The 18,657-nt window shown below is 65.2% G+C and carries 20 protein-coding genes and 2 pseudogenes; 15 read left to right on the top strand and 7 right to left on the bottom strand.

What is annotated here, in order from left to right; genetic code table 11:
- Both ACY466_RS04755 and ACY466_RS04750 read right to left on the bottom strand, forming a co-directional pair.
- Window positions 1-378: a hypothetical protein gene (locus ACY466_RS04755; RefSeq protein ID WP_463250227.1), complete on the bottom strand. Its 378-nt coding sequence runs from the start codon at window positions 376-378 to the stop codon at window positions 1-3.
- A gap of 199 nt (window positions 379-577) precedes the next feature.
- Window positions 578-799, bottom strand: coding sequence for a hypothetical protein (locus ACY466_RS04750; protein WP_463250225.1), 222 nt, complete (start codon window positions 797-799; stop codon window positions 578-580).
- A 24-nt stretch (window positions 800-823) separates the two neighbouring features.
- On the opposite strand from ACY466_RS04750, the gene ACY466_RS04745 reads away from it, so the two are divergent.
- On the top strand, window positions 824-973 hold the full coding sequence (locus tag ACY466_RS04745) for a hypothetical protein (RefSeq protein ID WP_463250223.1): 150 nt from the start codon (window positions 824-826) through the stop codon (window positions 971-973).
- Window positions 974-1,273: 300 nt separating this feature from the next.
- Window positions 1,274-2,107, top strand: a complete 834-nt coding sequence (locus tag ACY466_RS04740; RefSeq protein ID WP_463250221.1) for a hypothetical protein — start codon at window positions 1,274-1,276, stop codon at window positions 2,105-2,107.
- A gap of 374 nt (window positions 2,108-2,481) precedes the next feature.
- Here the strand turns inward: ACY466_RS04740 and ACY466_RS04735 are convergent, their stop codons facing one another.
- Together ACY466_RS04735 and ACY466_RS04730 are read right to left on the bottom strand one after the other, a co-directional pair.
- Complete coding sequence (locus ACY466_RS04735; protein ID WP_463250219.1) at window positions 2,482-2,616, bottom strand: hypothetical protein; 135 nt, start codon at window positions 2,614-2,616, stop codon at window positions 2,482-2,484.
- A 484-nt stretch (window positions 2,617-3,100) separates the two neighbouring features.
- The gene (locus ACY466_RS04730) at window positions 3,101-3,265 is read right to left on the bottom strand and encodes a hypothetical protein (protein ID WP_463250217.1); all 165 of its coding nucleotides are present in this window, start codon (window positions 3,263-3,265) and stop codon (window positions 3,101-3,103) included.
- An 853-nt stretch (window positions 3,266-4,118) separates the two neighbouring features.
- On the opposite strand from ACY466_RS04730, the gene ACY466_RS04725 reads away from it, so the two are divergent.
- Together ACY466_RS04725 and ACY466_RS04720 are read left to right on the top strand one after the other, a co-directional pair.
- A complete protein-coding gene (locus ACY466_RS04725; protein WP_463250215.1) occupies window positions 4,119-4,436 on the top strand; it encodes a nuclear transport factor 2 family protein in 318 nt (105 codons plus the stop codon).
- Entirely contained in the window at window positions 4,433-4,765 is a 333-nt protein-coding gene (locus ACY466_RS04720; RefSeq protein ID WP_463250213.1) for a hypothetical protein, read from the top strand. Before ACY466_RS04725 ends, ACY466_RS04720 begins: the two co-directional genes overlap by 4 nt.
- 101 nt (window positions 4,766-4,866) lie before the next feature.
- On the opposite strand, the pseudogene ACY466_RS04715 reads toward ACY466_RS04720, so the two are convergent.
- A pseudogene (locus ACY466_RS04715) lies at window positions 4,867-4,971 on the bottom strand (ABC transporter ATP-binding protein); the annotation flags it as partial.
- A 267-nt stretch (window positions 4,972-5,238) separates the two neighbouring features.
- Between ACY466_RS04715 and ACY466_RS04710 the strand changes: the two are divergent.
- Both ACY466_RS04710 and ACY466_RS04705 read left to right on the top strand, forming a co-directional pair.
- A pseudogene (locus ACY466_RS04710) lies at window positions 5,239-5,643 on the top strand (DUF3995 domain-containing protein); the annotation flags it as partial.
- A 26-nt stretch (window positions 5,644-5,669) separates the two neighbouring features.
- Complete coding sequence (locus ACY466_RS04705) at window positions 5,670-5,924, top strand: DUF2716 domain-containing protein (protein ID WP_463250211.1); 255 nt, start codon at window positions 5,670-5,672, stop codon at window positions 5,922-5,924.
- Here the strand turns inward: ACY466_RS04705 and ACY466_RS04700 are convergent.
- Window positions 5,913-7,403: an MFS transporter gene (locus tag ACY466_RS04700; RefSeq protein ID WP_463250209.1), complete on the bottom strand. Its 1,491-nt coding sequence runs from the start codon at window positions 7,401-7,403 to the stop codon at window positions 5,913-5,915. The two genes, ACY466_RS04705 and ACY466_RS04700, sit on opposite strands and share 12 nt — an antisense overlap.
- Window positions 7,404-7,935: 532 nt before the next feature.
- Here ACY466_RS04700 and ACY466_RS04695 point away from each other — a divergent pair.
- From ACY466_RS04695 to ACY466_RS04675, 5 genes are all read left to right on the top strand, one after another.
- The gene (locus ACY466_RS04695; RefSeq protein ID WP_463250207.1) at window positions 7,936-9,066 is read left to right on the top strand and encodes a tyrosine-type recombinase/integrase; all 1,131 of its coding nucleotides are present in this window, start codon (window positions 7,936-7,938) and stop codon (window positions 9,064-9,066) included.
- 31 nt (window positions 9,067-9,097) lie between these two features.
- Window positions 9,098-9,397, top strand: a complete 300-nt coding sequence (locus tag ACY466_RS04690) for a helix-turn-helix domain-containing protein (protein ID WP_463250205.1) — start codon at window positions 9,098-9,100, stop codon at window positions 9,395-9,397.
- Window positions 9,398-9,566: 169 nt separating this feature from the next.
- On the top strand, window positions 9,567-10,802 hold the full coding sequence (locus ACY466_RS04685) for a recombinase XerD (RefSeq protein ID WP_463250203.1): 1,236 nt from the start codon (window positions 9,567-9,569) through the stop codon (window positions 10,800-10,802).
- Between the two features lie 91 nt (window positions 10,803-10,893).
- Entirely contained in the window at window positions 10,894-11,835 is a 942-nt protein-coding gene (locus ACY466_RS04680) for a GlxA family transcriptional regulator (protein WP_006247388.1), read from the top strand.
- Window positions 11,836-12,316: 481 nt separating this feature from the next.
- The gene (locus ACY466_RS04675) at window positions 12,317-13,747 is read left to right on the top strand and encodes a hypothetical protein (protein WP_463250201.1); all 1,431 of its coding nucleotides are present in this window, start codon (window positions 12,317-12,319) and stop codon (window positions 13,745-13,747) included.
- Between the two features lie 23 nt (window positions 13,748-13,770).
- On the opposite strand, the gene ACY466_RS04670 is transcribed toward ACY466_RS04675, so the two are convergent.
- Window positions 13,771-14,775, bottom strand: a complete 1,005-nt coding sequence (locus ACY466_RS04670) for a hypothetical protein (RefSeq protein ID WP_463250199.1) — start codon at window positions 14,773-14,775, stop codon at window positions 13,771-13,773.
- Window positions 14,776-15,120: 345 nt separating this feature from the next.
- On the opposite strand from ACY466_RS04670, the gene ACY466_RS04665 reads away from it, so the two are divergent.
- The 4 genes from ACY466_RS04665 to ACY466_RS04650 are packed head-to-tail and all read left to right on the top strand — an operon-like array spanning window position 15,121 to window position 18,513.
- On the top strand, window positions 15,121-15,783 hold the full coding sequence (locus ACY466_RS04665) for a TraI DNA relaxase (protein WP_463250197.1): 663 nt from the start codon (window positions 15,121-15,123) through the stop codon (window positions 15,781-15,783).
- Entirely contained in the window at window positions 15,780-16,220 is a 441-nt protein-coding gene (locus ACY466_RS04660) for a hypothetical protein (RefSeq protein ID WP_463250196.1), read from the top strand. The genes ACY466_RS04665 and ACY466_RS04660 overlap by 4 nt, the downstream gene beginning before the upstream one ends.
- Window positions 16,214-18,106, top strand: coding sequence for a type IV secretory system conjugative DNA transfer family protein (locus ACY466_RS04655; protein WP_463250194.1), 1,893 nt, complete (start codon window positions 16,214-16,216; stop codon window positions 18,104-18,106). The genes ACY466_RS04660 and ACY466_RS04655 overlap by 7 nt, the downstream gene beginning before the upstream one ends.
- Complete coding sequence (locus ACY466_RS04650) at window positions 18,103-18,513, top strand: DUF4913 domain-containing protein (protein WP_463250192.1); 411 nt, start codon at window positions 18,103-18,105, stop codon at window positions 18,511-18,513. Before ACY466_RS04655 ends, ACY466_RS04650 begins: the two co-directional genes overlap by 4 nt.
- The last annotated feature ends 144 nt before the right edge of the window (window positions 18,514-18,657 follow it).

Raw genomic sequence — 18,657 nt, 5'->3', positions numbered from 1 at the left:
TCAGCCGGGCCGTGCGGATTGCCCGGATTCACCCGGCTGCGCGGGCGACTGTCCGGCGTTTTCGGATCCGCCCGGGTGCCCGGCGAATCCGGCTCCGCCCGGCTGTGCGGGCGGGTTGAAGTCGGCGGTGTCGGCGAAGATCAGCCGCCCCGACTCCAATGCGACCGCCCACCGGCGCGCCGGTGCCCAGTTCCGCCCGGACACCTGTGCCGAGAGCACCGCGTCGCCGTAGTCGTCGACGATGCGACCACGCTCGACAGTCCCCGAGGTGCGGTCAGTGACTGTGACTTCGGCACCCACGAAAGGGGTGAATGTGGTGACGTCCCCCGAATCTCGGCTCATGTGCTGCATTGAAGCAGACTTCGTGGTGGCGCCCACGAGGTACCGGGATTGTTTCCGACCGTGCCAGTGTCAACCGGTTGACCCTATCGGGCCTCGGCGCGATCACAGAGAAGGTCGGTGGTCACTGTCGGGGGTGTTTCGGCGGCGCCGCGGGTGTGAAGATCGGCGAGGTCGGCAAGGGACGCGTGTTGGGGCCGCCGCACAGGTGTCGACCAGGACGATGTAGGGATGGTCGTCAGCGGACGGCTACGAGCGCCGAGCTGCCACGCGGCGGCTGAACCCGGACGGGCTCGCCGGACGCCACCGCGGGCCGCCGCAGGTGCGGAGCGAGCAACTCGACCGCTCGGCGTCCGGGACCGGTCGGCGCCAGCACGCGTACCTCGCTGAACTGGGACGCCTCGTCGAGAGCGCCGACCACGGCGGAGAACACGAACGTAGCGCCGAACAGGTCGACCACGATGGACGACCGGACGTTAAGACGGTGTGGACCACTTCCGACGTCGACGCGGCCCGCCGGTGGCAGGACATGCCGCCCGAGATGCTGCGTCACCGCACCCTGATCGTGAGCGACGCCCCGGACGGGCGCCGGCCGTCGGCGCCGTGGACGATCGTAGAACCGGCACGCGACTGACCTGATCCGTCTCGACGACGCGACGTCGACGTCGACTTCGACGAACATCTCGACCCTTGTCAGATGTCACCACGACCTGTGAGTCGAGTAGCCGTCGATATGTGACACCGCACCACGAGATGCGATGAAACCGACCTGCGGTTGGCGTGCACTGCATTTGACGTGCCCGTGATTGGTTTCTCTGTCACCATGCGAAGAGGCTGCCGTCAGGGCAGCCCGGTGACGGCGCCGTGCCCGGCGCCGCATTTCTCACGTCGGGTCCGGTCGGCCCGGGCTCGGCCTTCTTTCAGGGAGTTCCCCATGACTGCTCCGGCTGTCCAGTCCGTGTCGTCCACCGCCACCGCCCTGTTCGATCCTGCTGTCGTCGGAGGGGGTGCGCTGGGTATGGCGGGTCGTTCGCGTCGCAGTGTGAGCGTGGACGGGTCGTTGACGTTGGCGGCGGCGACGCCGTCGGGTGATCCTGCGTTGTGGTCGCGGTTCGTCGACGGCGCGTGGGCGTCGTACTCACGGCACGGGGTGAGCGTCGCACTCGATCTCGACGAGGTGGCATCCGGTGCGACGACGACGGTGTTCTTCGTCGTCCTCGACGAGGCCGGGGTGATGCTCGGTGGTGTACGCGCCCAGGGCCCGTACGTGATGATCGAGCAGTCGCATGTGTTGACCGAGTGGGAGCACTCGCCGGGCCTGCCGGTGGTGGCGCAACGGCTGCGGTCGCGTATGCCGCACGGAATTGTGGAGATGAAGAGTGCCTGGGTCGGTGACGGGGCGCCGGGGCGGGCAGTGTCGGCCACGCTCGCGCGGACCGCGTTGCCGACGATGGCGTTGACCGGTAGCCGCTATCTGTTCGCCAGCGCGGCCGATCACGTGTTGCGGCAGTGGGAGACCTCGGGTGGGGTCATCGACACTGCGGTGCCGACGGCGGCGTATCCGAGTGATCGGTACCGCACCCGGATGATGTGGTGGGATCGACGCACCATCGACGCCGATGCGCACCCGCAGGTGTGGGAGGAGATGGTGCGAGATGCACGAATGCTGTCGGGCGCGCCGACCGGCGACGGCTCGGTGCGAGGCGCCGCGGATCCCGCGCAGCGGGTGGCGGCCGCTCCGTCCGGTGCTGCCGCCGCCGCGCGGTGATCGTCTGACCGCGTCGGTTCTCACCGGTCCAGGATGTTGTCGTGCTCTGCGATCATTCGCGTGAGCGTCCGAGTCCAGGAACGGCGGCATGTGGTTCACACTCTCCCGGTGGTGTGGTCGGGGTCGACCGAACACACCCACTGATGCGGTCGCCGGTTCGGCCGGTCCCGGTCGGGGCGTCTGAGGAGGAGGCCACCGCAGTGCCCGCGGGAGGTCGAGGTGTCCGTGCAACGCGGGTTCTGTCTGGCCATGGCAGCCATTGTGCGTCGATCTCGACCATGGTGCGCACGCGGCCGGATCTACGGGTCGTGGCGACGGTTGCATTCCGACCGGTCAGGGTCGTGGGTGGGACTTGTCGCAGCGGGGCGGCGTGGTCAGCTGCTCGTGCGCCGGGCGCGATCTCGTCGCACGAGGACCGCGTGCGCGATCTCGACGACGATCAGGGTCGGTAGCGCCACTGCGAGTACTCCGATGGAGATGACCGCCGCCGGTATCAAAACCGAGTACATGGCGTCACCGTACCCGCCGAATCCTGCTGAAAGCAGAGGTCGAGGTCGACCCATCGGCGCACTCGGCGATTCGCCGTATACCACAATACCCAGCGATATCGGTTCCGGCTCGCGCGAACGGAGTCTGTCGGATCCACCGCGGAAATGACTTTCGGCCGTCGGCAACTGGAGGTCGCTGCCACGGTGCTGGTGTGTCGAGAGTCGCTGGACCGGGGCCCTCGCACGTCACCGCGGCCTACAGAGGCGGGACCTGCCGCGGCGTCACCGGCGTCCTCGGGCAGCAACGCGGCGCGGCCGCTGACCGCATGCACCGGCCAAGATGGTGTGCACGACGCGCACCTACAGTCACATGCAGTTCGGCGGAACACATTACTGTTAGTTTCACTTAACGCGCTATAAGGCTCAAATCGCCAGTTCAGCACAGTTTTGCCCCGCAACCGTGTCGGACGCGGGGTCTAGGCTGCAATAGGGAGTCCCGACCTGCCTAGACGGCCCCCGTACGCCCGCTGACGGCCGTCTCGGGTCCCTCGGTGGGCACGGCGGCACCGGCGATCCCCGCTGCGGTGGCCACGCGGATTGCCGGTGCCGTGGAGTCGTCCCGGTCGGCCGGGACCCGCCGCGCGTACGCCGCAGGGTGGCGACGGTTCACCGACTGGTGCACCCGGGGCGGCCACGTCGCACTGCCGGCGCACCCCCGTCACGGTCGCGGCGTACCTTCACGACTGGGACGGCGAGATCGACGTTCGTTGCCGCCCAGTACATCCACTGGGGCAATTGCCCCGATCGGGTCGTCGACGAAGGTCGCCGTAGGCTTAGACAACCCCCGCCGACAACCAGGAGCAGCGGGGCACCTGATTGCTTCTGTACCCCTCCAGGTGAGTTCCACACGGGACGGAGGACGCCAGCCCCTTTCGATGCGCACACCGGCGCGGCCTTCCGATGTTGCATCCGGGACAGCAGGACGACCCCTCTCGAACTCGCTCGGTAGACTGTCGAGCGTCTACGGCCTGGATAAGACCCACACCGCCTGTGTGCACGACAGCGTGAGTGCAGCATGAGTTGACGTCCTTGCCTACGTCTCCTGAGCCAACGACTGCGCTCGGCGGGGCTATTCGGATCGACAGGGCGTGTTGCCTGGACACACGTTGGTGGAGTCCCCCTGGTCGACGACGCGACGCGGACTGCTTGACAGCAAGTCATGTGATACCGCGGGTCGGCTGGCGGCGGCGATCTTCGAATGGATCTAAGCCCGGCACAACCCGCATTGCCGGCACCTGAGATCAAGTACTATTCATCGACAGATTACGAACACGCCTTCCATCGACGGGTCACCTAGAGGTGGCCTGAACACCCAACCCGAACTGTCCGGAGTACCGGGTCTGGCTCTGGTACGACACGAATCGAACGCATGATGCGGCGCGGCTTCCGGCCCGCGCCGCGGTGGGTTGCGGCGACGCGAAGGCCACCATGGGGTCGTCTAGTCGCCGGAGAGGATGATCCCGATGGTGATGACTGTGCCGTTGCCTGTCCGACGACTGATCGACGCCGTCAATGCCGGTGATGCGGAAGCACTATTGTCGTCGTTCGACGACGGCGGTGTAGTCGACGACCGGGGGCGCGTGCACCGTGGGCGCAGTGCGATCGCTATCTGGTCGAGGTCGGCCTTGATCGGCGCGGGCGTTCGCCTTTCGGTTCTGGCCGTTGACGGGGATGCCACCTTCACCTCGGTGGTGACCGGCGACCAGCATGGCGGGACCGGGTTGCGGACGTTCACCTTCGCCCTCGACGGGGAGTCGATTTGTCTGATGACCGTCCGTTGAGCGGATCGGCGATGCGTTTCGAGTCGAGCTCGGGCAGGAGTAACGACGCGCACAACGATGGCGAGACGCACAATTCTGGTACAGCCGCGGCCGGCACCGACCTTTTTGCCGGCGAGTCGGTCGACCCGCGGCTGGCATACGCGGTGCAATGGGCCCCACACGGCGGCGGCGCCGCAGCCGACATTGCCGATCGATTCGGGGTGTCGGCGCCGCAGTTGTACCGCCAAGTGCTCGACTTGCTCAGCGCCGACGGGGGCAGTCGGCTTCCGGCCGCAGTTCGCGACCACGTGACCGCCGCTGCACGCCGCAGGATATGGCTCGGCGCATGACTACCCACGGGTACGCGATCGGCAGCTCCAGGCTTTACTCGGGTGGACGGCGCCGACCTACACCATGTCCAATGATCGGGCAACCTGCCCCGGGCGGCGAGTCAGACTGCGCTGGCCGCTCGGTTCACGTCGACTTTCCCGTCGACCATCCGGTACACCGCATCCATCCGGTGCAGGTGTGACCGGTCGTGGGTGACGAGCAGGGTTCGGTGGTGCGCGGTGACGACCTGCACCTCGTCCACTTCGCCTGGATGACCTGACCGTGGTGCGGTACCTGATCGCGGCTGGTGAGGACCATCGACGTCACCACGACTCCGACGAGCACAGCGGGAGGCAACGGGTCCCACCTGCGCGCTGTGGCCACCGTGAAAGTGGACGTCGGTGTCAGGGTGTTCCCGGATGTTCAGGCGAACGGATCGTTCCTAGTGTCGATCGTGTGCAGACATCCTCGGGAACGACACGCATAACTAAGCCTGCGGCGGTGGCCTTTTCTCCTCGCTGCGGCAGCCGGGCTGCTGCATGCGGCCGCGAGCGTGTACTGGGCGGTGGGAGGTCGATGGCAGCTCGCCTCGGTGGGGGACTGGGCGGTGGCCCTGGCCGACGACCGGCCGGTGGCGAGCGGTCTTGCGCTCGGTGTCGTCGCTGTCATGAAGGCCGGCGCTGCTGTCCTCCCGTGGGTGAACGAGCGGGTCCGAGGCCCCGTTCATCGGCAGGTCCGCATGTGCTGGTGGTGCGCGGGCGGTGTGCTGTTCGTGTGGGGCGCAGTGTCGACGGTGTCCGCGGCAGCGGTACTCGCCGGCGTCATCGTGCCCGACGGCGGGTACGACCGGGCCGCGATGATCGGGCATGCCGTGGTCTGGGATCCGCTGTTCGCGGTCTGGGGATCAGCGCTGCTGACCGGGTTGTGGCTCACCACGCACACGCGGCCTCTGTTGACGGAACCTGGAGGGTCCCGGTGTATCCCGACGGCGACTACTACATCTTCGCTCTGCCCGATTTCGGCGAAGGAACGTTCGGGCACCCATGGGAACAGTCACTCTGTGTATGTTCGGGCCGCCTGGTCAACACACTCCGCAGGACCCTGTCGAGCTGGCTGCGGTCCAGGCAGCGGCGAGTACGAGTTGGTGTCCGCTCGTGTTCGCCGAGCTCAGCGTTGTAATGACAATCGTTCGGCGCGACCGGACCGCGCCCTGACCGCCCCGAAGGCGACGAGAACCGCAGCAAGCAGCGCGACAGCGGCACCCGCGACGGAGATTCCCGTCTGGAACGTGGCCGCTTGGTGAGCAGTCCACACGGTGTACGAGATGTCGCCGGTAAAGAATGCCGCAACCATGGTGCCGGTGACGGCGATTCCAATACCGGTGGCTACCTGGCTCGACGTGTCGACCATGGCGGCGCCGATCGTGGTGCGGTCTTCGGGGAGACCGGTCATGACATTCGTACCTGCGACGACACCGACGATGCGCATCCCTGCGGCGACGAGGACGAGAGCGAGCGCGATCCAGGCGTAGCCGAATCGACTGCCAGCCGCGAAGACGGTGAGACCCAGCACGACTGCCGCCGCGCTCATCCAGGCGGCGCGGGTCGTCCCCACCGCGCGCAGGAACGGTGTCACGAGGCGGCCCCCGACAATTAGAACGATGACTTGAGGGAGCATCCCTATCGATGCGGCGGCCGGCGACCAACCCCACGCGAACTGCAGCTGAAGTGTGGTCATGTAGCCGAGCGCAGCGATCGCGAGCCCGGAAGCAGCCTTGTAGGCCAGGCCGCTGGAGACGAGGGGCCGGGCGACGAGCGCCAGATCGAGGAGCGGGTACCTGGTGGTGTGTTCGCGGATGACGAAAAGCCCTGCAGCAACCAGGGCGCCGACCGTCGCCACCCATGGTGACCACGAACCGGAGTCCTCCTCGACGAACAGAGTCGGCGCCACCAGCGCCAGAACGATCGTGGCCGTGCCGAGGAGCACTCCGGGGACATCGAGAGGGTCGCGATGCAATTCTTCGTGGCGGTCGTCTGTGATGCCCGTTCGAATGCCGAGGTAAGCGGCGATGGCGATGGGCACGTTGATCAGCAGCCGCACCTTCCACGGCGCGAATGCGAGGACGACCCCGCCGACAGTTGGCCCGATTGCCAATCCGGTCAGGCCGACTGTCGAGATCAGAGTGAGGGCTCGAACGCGCAGCGCTTCTGTGTCGAAGAGCCGGAAGGCCAACGCCATGGAGCCGGGTGTGGTCATAGCCGCTGCAATGCCCATGGCCGCGCGGACTGCGATGAGCTGCGCGGGCGTGGTGACGAGGGCGGTGGCAGCGCTGGCAAGGGCCAACAGTACGAGGCCGGCGAGCATCACCCGTCTCCTACCGAATCGATCTGCAATAGTGCTAAAGAGCAGCATCAGTCCGCCGAGGACGACCGCGTAGGCGCCGGTGACCCATTGCAGCAAAGTCGCCGAGGCGCCCAGGTCACGTCCGATGGTGGGCAGGGCGACGTTCAGAATCGAGTTGTCCAGCATCTCGAACAGGAACACCGCCGACAGCCCGGTCAGCGACACGGCGGCGGCTCTCATCGTCTGCGGTCGACCGTTCGGCGGCGAGGACTGCGCTACTTCGGCCTGTAATTCCGGCGTGCGCTTCTGGTGCATAACACTTCTCCTTCTAGGGAGAAGTGGTCGCTCGGCGAGTGACGTATGCGCGGGGCTTCAAGCCTCGTTTTTACTTCCGGTATGCGGAGGCTAGCAGACAGAACGACGGCTTGCGCGCAGTCGCCATCTAACCAGCGCGCACCGTGTCGTCGCCAGCCGTCCGCGTAGTGGTACTGGACCAGAAGACAGACGTCGCGGTGACGCGGCCGCTCGCATGTGCACCTATAACTGAACCACCCATTGTCGACAATGACACTCATCGCCGATAATTTATATTATGACATAATGTAGATTGGTTATCAGCACTTGGCGCGAATATCTCTGCTTCGTGTAACTGCCCCCGTGCTTCGCCGATACTCGCCTGAGCTGCATCGATACCATCGGCATGCACATCCCAGGTCCACATCTAGGCGCCGCTCCGATGAGACAGTGTCACGACAAGCAGCCCGGTCTGAGCAGGCGTTATGGCAGCTATCGTTGCAGTTTGCGCTCTTCAAGTGCAGAATATGCAGACAGACGAAAGGGTGCTGACGTGGACCGACGTGACGTTGGTGGTCGATTGATCTACCTTCCGGCCGATAGTTCCGCATCCTCCGAAGCCTTCCTCGACGATGTCCTCGTCGGCTGGCGACGCGCGCAGATCACCCAGAATTTCCGTGCAAGTACCGCCGACCGCCGAATCAAACTGATCCATCGCATGGTCGACTTCGTGGGATCCCCACCGTGGCAATGGTCCCCGCACGATGCCGACGAGTTCTTCGCTCATCTGCGTGGGGTACGCAATCTCTCTCACGCCACGATTCGGGCTTATCAGTCCGACGTCCGACTGTTCTTGGAGTACGCGACCAACCCCGTCTACGAGTGGAACGAGAACTGCGGGCGGCTGTTCGGGACCGTGTTCTCGCAGGTGATCACCGAATTCAACCGAGCCACTCATGTGCAGACCAACGACACCCAGGACAAGCGGCGCCCGTTCACCAAGGCGGAGCTACAGCAGTTCTTCGACCTCGCCGATCTCGAACCGGAACGAATCCTCAACTCGGGACGCAAAGGCGCACTTGCTGCGTGGCGCGATGCGGTGGCGTTCAAGGTCTTGTACGGATGGGGCCTGCGGGCCGGCGAAGGGCGACAGCTGCAACTGGTCGACTGCTCACGAAACGCCCGTGCCCCTGGTTTCGGTGAATGGGGACTGCTACGTATCAGGCACGGAAAAGCGATGCGCGGTTCACCCGCCAAACAACGCACAGTCCTGACCGTATTCGACTGGGCTGCAGAGGCACTCGAACACTGGGTCAACTACGGCCTACCCCGTTACGGACAGCCGCTCGCCGACCTGTTCCCCACCGACCGCGGAGGTGTTGTCGCCGGCAGAGACCTGTGGAAGCGGATGCGAAACCTGGTGGACGAGCTCGGCTTCCCGCCGGGCTTGGACCTGCACTCGCTCCGACGCGCGTATGCAACTCATCTACAGACCGAGTACGGATACGACTTGAGCTTCGTGCAAATGCAGCTCGGCCACGAACACGCAGCAACGACCTCCATCTATACGATCGCCTCCCCCGACTACCGGGCACGCCATCTGGAACAAGTGTTGTCGAACACGCTGCGTCGCAGCGTCGGTGAACGAGATGGTGCGAGAGGAAAGGCAGACGATGAAACGTGAAATACAGTATCGCTGGCGTGTGCGTGAGCACATGGCACGCGTTGGAATGAAGAACAGTCGTGACCTCGTGGAACCGTTGCGGGACAGAGGAATTACCCTGTCCGAATCACAGATCTACAGGATTGTCGGACAGGAACCCGAACGCATCGCGTTCAGTGTTCTCGTTGCCCTCTGCGACATCTTCGGCATCGAAGCCGGCGACCTCGTGACCTACACCGCGACAGACGCGAACCGTCGACGAGACAAGCGTGCAGTGAACTCGCCAACGGACGTTCCTCTCCTTGACGCATACAGCCCAGTCAGGGCGCGAATCACCGACGACGATGCCTGACCGTCCCAGAGGCCGACCGCGTACGGTCGGCGGATCGAAGGTGTGCGATCGCTGCACTATCGCTGTTTCCCGGCACCGAGTCCGATGGCCCACCGAATCACTCTGCGGTGCGTGCTTCACCGCTGCAGTGCGCACCTACGGCCGCTGCGCATTGTGCGGAGCCGAACGCATGACGCCAGGACGATCGCCCGAGGGGCAGTCGATCTGCCGGGAATGCGCAGGCATCACCACTGCCCTCGACTGCACGAACTGCGGCCGCGAGGCCGAGCGCCTACGTGGTGGACATTGCGCACGATGCGTCGTCACCGCAGACCTCACCGCGGCTCTACGACCGCACGATCCCCCAGACCTCCGACTCAAACGGCTCGTCGCAGAACTGGCGAACGTGTCACGTCCGGAGAGCATCGTTACCTGGATGCGAGGCAAATCGGCTGCCGAGCTGCTGCAGAAGATCGGTGACCGTGAGCTGATGCTCTCGCACAGTGCCTTCGACGAGCTACCCCCTGGCCGACACGTCGAACACCTTCGAGAAATGCTGGTGGACCTTCACATCCTGCCCGACCGCGGTAATCCTCGACTCGCCCGGTTCCAGACGTGGCTCGAGAACCGGCTCGACACACTCGCAGACCGACCAGATGTTCGCACCGCTCTCGAACAATTTGCCCGATGGCATCACCTTCGCCGCATCCACGGAAACCGAATCCGCAACATGGACAACGCAACTCGAACCGCGAAGCAAGAGATCACCGAAGCCGGGAAGTTCCTGATCTGGCTGAGCGAGAACCATCACGTCACTGTCGACGCACTGACTCAGGCCCACGTCGACGAGTACTTCTCCACTGGGACCACCACCCGAATGGCAGCACGCAACTTTCTCCAATGGCGAGCCAAAACAGGGATCGGCAAGCGCTACCACCTGAAATACCGCGAGGCTCGGCAAACACCACTCGCCTCATCCCACGAACGCTTTACACTGATTCGAACAGTCCTCGAGTCGGAGGCAGTGGTGCTCAACAACCGGATCGCTGCACTGATGCTTCTTCTGTATGCGCTGCCGGTCCGCCGGATCGCCGAAATGCGCACGGAGCAAGTAGAAGTCACACCAACGGGAATCAGCCTCCACCTCGGTGAACATCCTGCGCCAGTGCCCGAACCGCTACTCCCCCTCTTCCATGAATACTTGACCTCACGCGCCAACCAGCGCACCACCAACAATCAATCCCCGTGGCTGTTCCCAGGAACACGGGCCGGGCATCACATCACCGAGCAGACCCTTCTGAATACACTCAGACAGGTCTTCGGCATCAAAATCCTCGCGATTCGCAACGCAGCGCTGCACGACCTGACCAAAGAACTCGACGCCGCAACGCTCGCCGACCTACTCGGATACAGCAATTCTCCTTGAAGTCGGGGTTCTTCGTGGGGCGAGTTCAGCGTATGACGAGCGAGGGCCGGTGGGGAGTGGCGTATACGACAGTATTGCTATTGTTCGCGCCATGCGTATCGGACTGATCGCGATCGACGGCTGCTTCGGTTCGGCGGTCGCGTCGGTCATCGACATCGTGCGGGTGGCCGACGGAGCCCGCGGCGATGTCGACCCGCGGATCGACCCGATCGAACTCGCCATCCTCGGACCGAAACGGCGAGTGACCACGACGGCATCGATGACCCTGTCGGTGGACCACCCGCTGTCGGAGTCCGGAGAGTTCGACGTGGTCGTCGTCCCTGCGCTTGGAACCCTCACGGCCGCCGCGACCCACGACGCCCTCCAGAGCCGAGATGCACGTTCGGTCATCGCCTCACTCGGGCGCCTCGACGACGCGACCACCCGGATCGCCGCGGCGTGCACCGGCGTGTTCGCCGTCGCCGAGACCGGACGGATGCATCATCGGCGGGCGACGACCAGCTGGTTCCTGGGGCCGGAGTTCCTGAAGCGCTATCCGACCGTCGCCCTCGATCTCGACACCATGGTCGTGGTCGACGGGAACCTCGTCACCGCCGGCGCCGCGTTCGCCCACATCGACCTCGCGCTCTCACTCGTGCGATCGATCAGCCCCGACCTGGCCCAACATGTCGCCAAGCTCCTCATCATCGACGAGCGTCCGTCGCAGGCGGCCTTCGTCGCCTACGAACATCTCCGGCACGAGGACCCGATCGTCGTCGAGTTCGAACGCTTCGTGCGCGCCCGCCTGGACGAACCGTTCAACGTCGCCTTCGTCGCGCAGTCGCTCGGCACCAGCCGGCGCACCCTCGAACGACGAGTCCGTGCGGCGCTCAACCTCACTCCGCTCGGCTTCGTCCAACGGCTTCGCATCGAACGAGCTCGGCACCTCTCAGCAACCACGGACCTCACCTCCGCCGAGATCGCGCTACGGGTCGGCTACGCGAACGCCGAGACTCTGCGCTCCCTCCTGCGCAGGGAGCGACGCCGTTCCTGACCTATCGCCATGCCTGTAGCCGGTGTCCTAGCGCTCGGTTGGAACCACCTCTCAGCACGTCGCGTCGACGCTCCTGCGTCGCCCCTGGACGACCCACTCGACACGCCCGCAGCACAGGCCATGTGACGTGCCCCGGCTTCCCGGACGGTCGGGGTTGGGTGGCTGTGATGTCGCTGCGTTCTCGTCGAGGGGGTCAGCAGACCCGATCAGGGTCGATCGGGATGAGCCGCGAAGGCGGTCAGGTCAGGGCGGCCGAAGCCGGCCGGCGGGGTAGCGTCGGACACGTCGAGGTCTTTCGGATGGATGGCGTAGGAACCTCCATCGTCGGGAGACCTCGACGTCTACCTGCGGACCGACGCGCCCGGCCGACCTACACCCTCATCTGGGAAGAGCCGAGAAAGGTATCCAACTACCATCGCGACTACCAAGACCGGTAGCCGAGGTCTTGCTCCTACGGGCGATCAAAGACCAAGATGAGCCGATGGTCCTGCCCCGGATAGCGAAGCATGGGAAGCGCGCCGGGGATCCACCTGGTCCGTTCGATGAGGGCGGGCGACCGCTCCGCGTTGTTGTCGATTTCTCTCACAGTCAGGGATGCGTTGAACAGTGGGATCGAAACGATCGCGCCCCGCTCGACGCACCGGACCCGGTGAGCATGTTGTGGTCACTGGCCTGTCGGGACGACATCGACCTGTACTGGATCGGTAATGACAGCGACCCCGCCGATGTCGGTCGTATCGTGATTCCAAGCACGCCGCAAGCGTCGAACGACTATCTCGGGTTCTGGATCGCCAAAGGCCGAGGAAGAACGGCCGGGCGCGCTGTATGGCCATACAGCACCTACGAACAGTTCGCTGCTGAAGACGCGGCCGCGGTCGGCCTGTCCGCCGACCAATGGTTAGAGGAGGTTCTGGTCGCCCGAGTTAGTGTCGAAATGGGCGCGGACCTGTTGGTCAGCACCCAACCGAGCACCCTGTCGAGTTTGGCCGGCTACATCACGGACGCCAACGCCTGTTCAGCAGCTCGGGCGATAGGGATCGTGGGCTTGTACCTCCGCAAGCAGGGAAGGTACCCGATTATTGGACCTGAACAACTCACGCTCCCCAAACGGTCACTGTTCACACTGGCCGTGGAACAACTCCTTCCCTCGTGGCGGGTGTGGGCGAGCGCCCTCGACCAGCACACTTGCGCCACGGGCAATGACGGGCCGCAGCTTTTAGGTCAGTCTGTCAAAGAACGGATGATCCGCCTGCTCCGGTGCCGCGACAGATTGCTCGTGGCAACCCTGGCTGCTCAGACCAACGTCACCGCCGACCGTATAGTCGAATCGTTCGACTACTTCATGGTCAACCTCGTCGGCGCCTTCGATGCCGCTGCTCGTGCCGCGCATCTCGTCGAAGGCCTGCCGCATGATGAACGGGCGTACGCGGGTTGGCAGAAATCGGACTGGCGGAAAAAATTAAACAATGACGACCTCAAGGCGCTGTTCAAACCAGACGGTGATGCCGACGTCATATTTTGGATATGCCGCACGCTCCGCAACACCGTTCACGGTGAGGGCCTTTCGACGATCTCGTCGAGCGAATCAACGGCCAGGCAGCCCGAAACGCTCGTGCGCTTACCTCAGGACGAGGCCGATGACCTTGCTGACAAGTTCGACCGGCTTGGAGGCGCTGATAAGTGGGGTCTGCGTCGCTCCCGGGCACCCATTGGGGATCACATCGACGCGGCCGTCTTCATCGAGCGTCTTCTGCCGATGGCGACGACAGTGTTGGACGATGTTCTCCGCTTGACCCGGACATCCACGCTGGTAGGTGTGGATGCATCCCAGCTGAGCAGTGGCCCTCCGGTCAGTGCTTACGACAGCGAGGGGACGCGTGCTCGCGTAGGACTGCTGTTCGGTTTCACGTAGGAGGCGGGCTTTGCCCCGCTCAGCTAGCGTCCTGGATCGCTGGTAGGTGCAGGGTCGTCGTCGTCGCCCGACGATAGGGGCGGTGGCTCTTCGCAACTGCCATACAGCTTTCTCAGATTTCGAGTGCTGGTGGGATCTGCGTCGAGGATCTGGTTCAGTTCGTCATCGTGACGTACACGCGCGGTCAAGATCGCGTGTCTCCGCTCGTGCTCTTCCCAGTCCCGCTCGATCTCCTCGAATGATTCGTCGAACGTGAGCCGGGCCTTGTCCAGATGCGCGAGCCATTCTGCTGGGATTGTTTCGATCTCCGAAGTGGCCTCGACAGCCGAGTACGCCACATGGAGGGCGACCGCCGTGATCTCACGTGCGACAGAGCGGAACCTTTGCTCGTCGTACTCGGGATAGAGGCGAACTCCGAACGTGTTGTCTGAATCGTTCCCGAACACTATGGGCATAACGGACGTTGGGGCTGGATGGGCGTGTGCGCTCGCCTCTTTGTAGAACCGTTCGTAGTTGCGTCGTGCGGTTTTACCTCCTCCTGCTAACTCCGAGCGTATCTTCCGCGTGAATCCATCACTCTTCCAGTGACTCTCGTGGAGCCATTTTTCGGCGTCTTCTGTGCTTTTCGCTAGCGCGGTGGCCAGCCCGCCGGCCTCGTAGACGAGACGTATCGTTGCTCTCGCGTCCAGGTAGAGGCCGGTCGTACAGAGAATGACGCAAGACTGAACGCCCTGGTAGGCCCGGCCGAGACAGGCCACTGCCGCGGTGTTGTTGGGAAACCATTGCGACTGATCGGCTGTCGAGGCGACGCGCAGCATCTCGTCCAGAAACATCATCACGTCGTTCAAGATCGCGAAAGCCTCGTCGGCGACCGGAGCTGCCTGTGAGGCGTTCTCGAGGCCGACCAGGAGGCGGTCTTCTCCGTGACGTGGTGCCTGGTAGTTCTGGAGGGGGCTCTCGGTTCGTCGCTCCCCACTTTCGTGGTCCGGCCGCTCGGATTGCGGATGCTCGACTCCGTTAGGTGACATTCAACGGAATCTACCGCCGCCGTTGCGGCCCATATCGGAACCGCCGCGCCTCTGTTCGAGTACCAGTCGCCCGTGCATTCGGTTGACGGTTCGCGACGCTCGGCTTCACGCTACGGAGAGCTGCGTCCTGATCGCACATGCGCTATGTTGAGAGCGTTCGACCGTCGATGAGGGTCACGGTCGAGCGTCCATCCAGCATCAGCGCTGCACAGACATTGCTTCAGCGTCTGTGAGTTGCGTTGTGGCTGGCCGACGCTCCCAGTGAAGGCCCTTCATGTCGAACTCCTTCTTCCGTTTGAACAACACTTCCGACTCCCCGTCCGCGCTCACTGCCGGCGGTCGGCGATGACCCGCACACCGTCGTCCGCTGAGCAGCAGCGGCGCTCACAGATCGCGGCGTCTGCCTACCAGCGCGGTCGCCGGGCAGCGCTGGCCGCCGCCCGTCGCCGCGCCCTCCCCGACCGAGCTGCCGCTCAACGGCACGAGGTGCGGTCTCGGTCGCACTCGCACGAGCCGCGCAGCGACAGTCGCGCGTTCGGACTGCTCGACTCGAATGCGTCGTTGGTACGCGCGGCCGCCTACCTCGCCGCAGCGGGCGTCGCACACGAGCTGGTCACCGCGCAGACCGTCACCAGCTCAGCCGACCAGAGCTGGATAGACGACACAACCAACCGCACTGCCGTGCACGAGGACGCGTGGCGGTACCGACTGGTCGAGAACGGTATCGACGATGCCGTCCTGCATCCCGGACTGTCCGACGATGCATTGGACGACCTGCCCACCGAACTCGCCGGGTTGGACTTCGACGACATCGCCGAACACACCCTCGACGTGTCCGCGACCTCCTCGGACGTCGAACCGATCCGCCTGGCCGACCTCATGCTCGAGACACCGCGACGCACCCGGTCCACCAGCGGCGCAATCGTCGACATCACCGACCGCGTCGCCAGCGTCATCGAACTCGACCGCGACGTCGACTCCGCCATCGACGGAGGGCTGGGCGCATGACCCCACCAACGACGCACCGGACGACCGTGACCACGTCGCCGGCGCTCCCGCTGATCGTCGTCTCCGCAGTCGTCGTGTCGATCGCACTGGCCTACGGCTCACTGCGCACCGGTCACGCCATCGCCGACACCGGACAAGCCCTGCCGGTCAACCCGTTCGAAGCACTGTTCGCCGCTGCCAGCGGCAGCGTGATGTGGCCGAGCGAATCGACCGTGGTGTTCGTCGGCGCCGCTCTTATCGTCCTCGGTCTCATCGGTGGCGGAGCCGCCGCTACCAGGGCGCCGCGGCCGGATCACAGCGCCGCGGACACCGTCGGGGACCGCATCGACAGTGGGCAGAGGGTGGTCACCGCGTGGAAGGACACCCGCCCGTTCCCACTCGCAGCTCCGCAGACCGGCACGACACGTCCGGCCGAGGGTGGTGCGAGCGCATGGTGACCAAGAGACCGACCTCCCGAGGAGCCGGGACCACCTCCTCGACGCTCCCGCTGATCGCGATCACCACCGTCATCGTGATGATCGCGCTCGCCTACGGGTCGCTGTGGGCCGGTCATCTCGTCGCCGGCACCACCGGCGACCTGCCGGGCAACCCGTTCGAGGCTCTGTTCTCCGCCGCCGGCGGGAAGGTGCTGTGGCCGACTGCCTCGACGTGGGTGTTCGCCCTCGCCTTCGTGCTCGTCTGCGGCCTCACCGGCGTAGCGATCGCTGCGAAGGCATCACGGTCGGGCGAGACGGACGTCGACGCCAAGGCCCGCCTGATGGGATCGGCATCGAAGCTGACCGGCGTGACAGGGAAGCAGGCAGCGACCCGAGCGAAGACGCTGCGACCGGACCTCGCCGACCTGGCCACCCTCGACGACGCCGACATCGGTGTCATCGTCGGCGTCACCGTCGACGGCGGGCACACAGTGTTCATGTCGTGGGAGGACATGCTGTTCGCACTCGCCGGGCCCCGCATGGGCAAGACGGCGGCGTTGGCGATCGACGCCCTCTGCACCGCACCGGGAGCGGCGCTGTTCACCTCCAACAAGCGCGACGGTCACGACTTCACCCGCGGCGTCCGTGAGGAACTCGGCACCGTCTGGCGCTACGACCTGCAAGGTATCGCCGAAGGTCCGCTCACCGGCGGCGACGGGTTCTGGTGGAATCCGCTGCGCGGGGTGGGCTCGATCGTCGCGGCCCGCAAGCTCGCCTCCTACTTCGCCGCCGCGTCCCGCGACGACTCCGCCCGGGTCGACGCCTACTTCGACGGCGGCGCACAGGAACTGCTCGCGCAGATGATGTTCGCGGCCGCGTGCGGCGGCGGAGACCTGCTGCACGTCTACGGCTGGCTCTCCGACGAGGAGAACGAGCTCCCCCAGGCGCTCCTGCAGGACCACGGCCACCACATCGTCGCGCTGCGACTGAAATCCGTGCGGGAACTCAACCCGCGCCAGCGAGACGGCCTGTACGACATGGCACGCCGATTCATCGGACTGCTGGAGGAGAAGTCGTACGCGATGTCGATCATGCCGCCGACGCGGGTCGACCTCTCCACCCCCGATGTTCCGGACACCAAGATCGGCAGCGGGGTGCGCTACCCGCACTCGATGCCGGAGTTCGTCGTCGACGAGTTCGTCACCAGCACCGACACCCTCTACGCCCTGTCGAAGGAAGGCCCCGATTCGTCGTCCGCGCTGACCACGGCACTGATCGGGTCGATCATCGACGCCGCGCAGCGCACCGCACGGCACAGCCCGCGCGGCCGGCTGCCGGTGCCGATGCTCGGCGTCCTCGACGAGGCCGCGAACGTGTGCCGCCTCCCGGAACTCCCGGCCTGGTACTCGCACCTCGGATCGCAGGGCATCTGCGTCATGACGATCGTGCAGAACCTCTCCCAGGCCCAGCGCGTGTGGGGGCAGGACGGTGTCAAACAGCTCCTCGATGCCGCCAACTTCCTGTGGTACGGAGGCGGAGTGAAGGACAAGACCACGCTGGCAGAGCTGTCCGCGCTCGTCGGTGACCACGACGTCGAGCGGTGGTCCAAATCCCGCAGCGGAGGCATGTTCGAGGGCGGCTCGTCCTCGCGGTCTCAGTCCTGGTCGAAGGAACCGATCCTGACGGTCGACGACCTCGCCGCCATCCCCAAAACACGCGCACTGGTACAGATTTCGGGCAACCGGCCGGTGCTGGTGAAGAAGGTCTACTGGTCGGACGGCCCGAACGCCGACGCCATCACCGAATCCTTCGACCGGTACGGCATCACCGAAGCACTCGAACCGGTCGACGAGCAGCTCGACGACGATGACGCGCCTGTCGAGCTGGGGAAAGAGCCGTTCCTGTGACCGCCGCAGAATCCGCGCCGCGGACCGGAGCCGCCGAGGCACCTGCGCCCACGTTCACCACCTTCGACGTCTGGTTCGAGGCGTGGCTGTCCGGGATCATCGCCCGCAAGCTGTCCTCGACAGCGGGCAAGAACCGGGTCTTCTGCCCACGCTGGTGGGAGCACGCCGAGGTGGTGGTGCGACTGAACGCGCTGTGGTCGGCGTGGGAGGCAGCGAAGGCCTCCGACGACGGCGCGGCGATGTCGGGGTGGTGGGTCCATCATGCCGATCCGCAGTTGCGCACGATGCTCGACGCCGAGCACGGCCCGATGTATCAGTGCACCCGCGAGGTGCACGTAGCGACACCGCCGATGCGCAAGAAGCTCGTCTCGCCGCCCGCCGGGTGGTTCGACGACCCGGGCGCCTGACCGAAACCTGACACAACCCCTCGAACCGCAACGTACGTGCACCGCACGTAGCAGCCAGAGGCCCTGGTGGGTGGCTAGACCCACCAGGGCCGATGTGGCCGGAGAGTGTGTGCCTCCGGCCGACGACGACGTTAGCGATCCCCG

Source organism: Rhodococcus sp. K11/5, from assembly GCF_055193735.1.
This window is presented reverse-complemented; position numbering and strand designations above follow the sequence as displayed.

Coding starts and splice junctions, on each gene's coding strand:
- ACY466_RS04740 (WP_463250221.1), top strand. CDS start 1,274: ATGACTGCTCCGGCTGTCCAGTCCGTGTCGTCCACCGCCACCGCCCTG.
- ACY466_RS04735 (WP_463250219.1), bottom strand. CDS start 2,616: ATGTACTCGGTTTTGATACCGGCGGCGGTCATCTCCATCGGAGTACTC.
- ACY466_RS04725 (WP_463250215.1), top strand. CDS start 4,119: ATGGTGATGACTGTGCCGTTGCCTGTCCGACGACTGATCGACGCCGTC.
- ACY466_RS04700 (WP_463250209.1), bottom strand. CDS start 7,403: ATGCACCAGAAGCGCACGCCGGAATTACAGGCCGAAGTAGCGCAGTCC.
- ACY466_RS04690 (WP_463250205.1), top strand. CDS start 9,098: ATGGCACGCGTTGGAATGAAGAACAGTCGTGACCTCGTGGAACCGTTG.
- ACY466_RS04685 (WP_463250203.1), top strand. CDS start 9,567: ATGACGCCAGGACGATCGCCCGAGGGGCAGTCGATCTGCCGGGAATGC.
- ACY466_RS04680 (WP_006247388.1), top strand. CDS start 10,894: ATGCGTATCGGACTGATCGCGATCGACGGCTGCTTCGGTTCGGCGGTC.
- ACY466_RS04675 (WP_463250201.1), top strand. CDS start 12,317: ATGGTCCTGCCCCGGATAGCGAAGCATGGGAAGCGCGCCGGGGATCCA.
- ACY466_RS04670 (WP_463250199.1), bottom strand. CDS start 14,775: ATGTCACCTAACGGAGTCGAGCATCCGCAATCCGAGCGGCCGGACCAC.
- ACY466_RS04665 (WP_463250197.1), top strand. CDS start 15,121: ATGACCCGCACACCGTCGTCCGCTGAGCAGCAGCGGCGCTCACAGATC.
- ACY466_RS04660 (WP_463250196.1), top strand. CDS start 15,780: ATGACCCCACCAACGACGCACCGGACGACCGTGACCACGTCGCCGGCG.
- ACY466_RS04655 (WP_463250194.1), top strand. CDS start 16,214: ATGGTGACCAAGAGACCGACCTCCCGAGGAGCCGGGACCACCTCCTCG.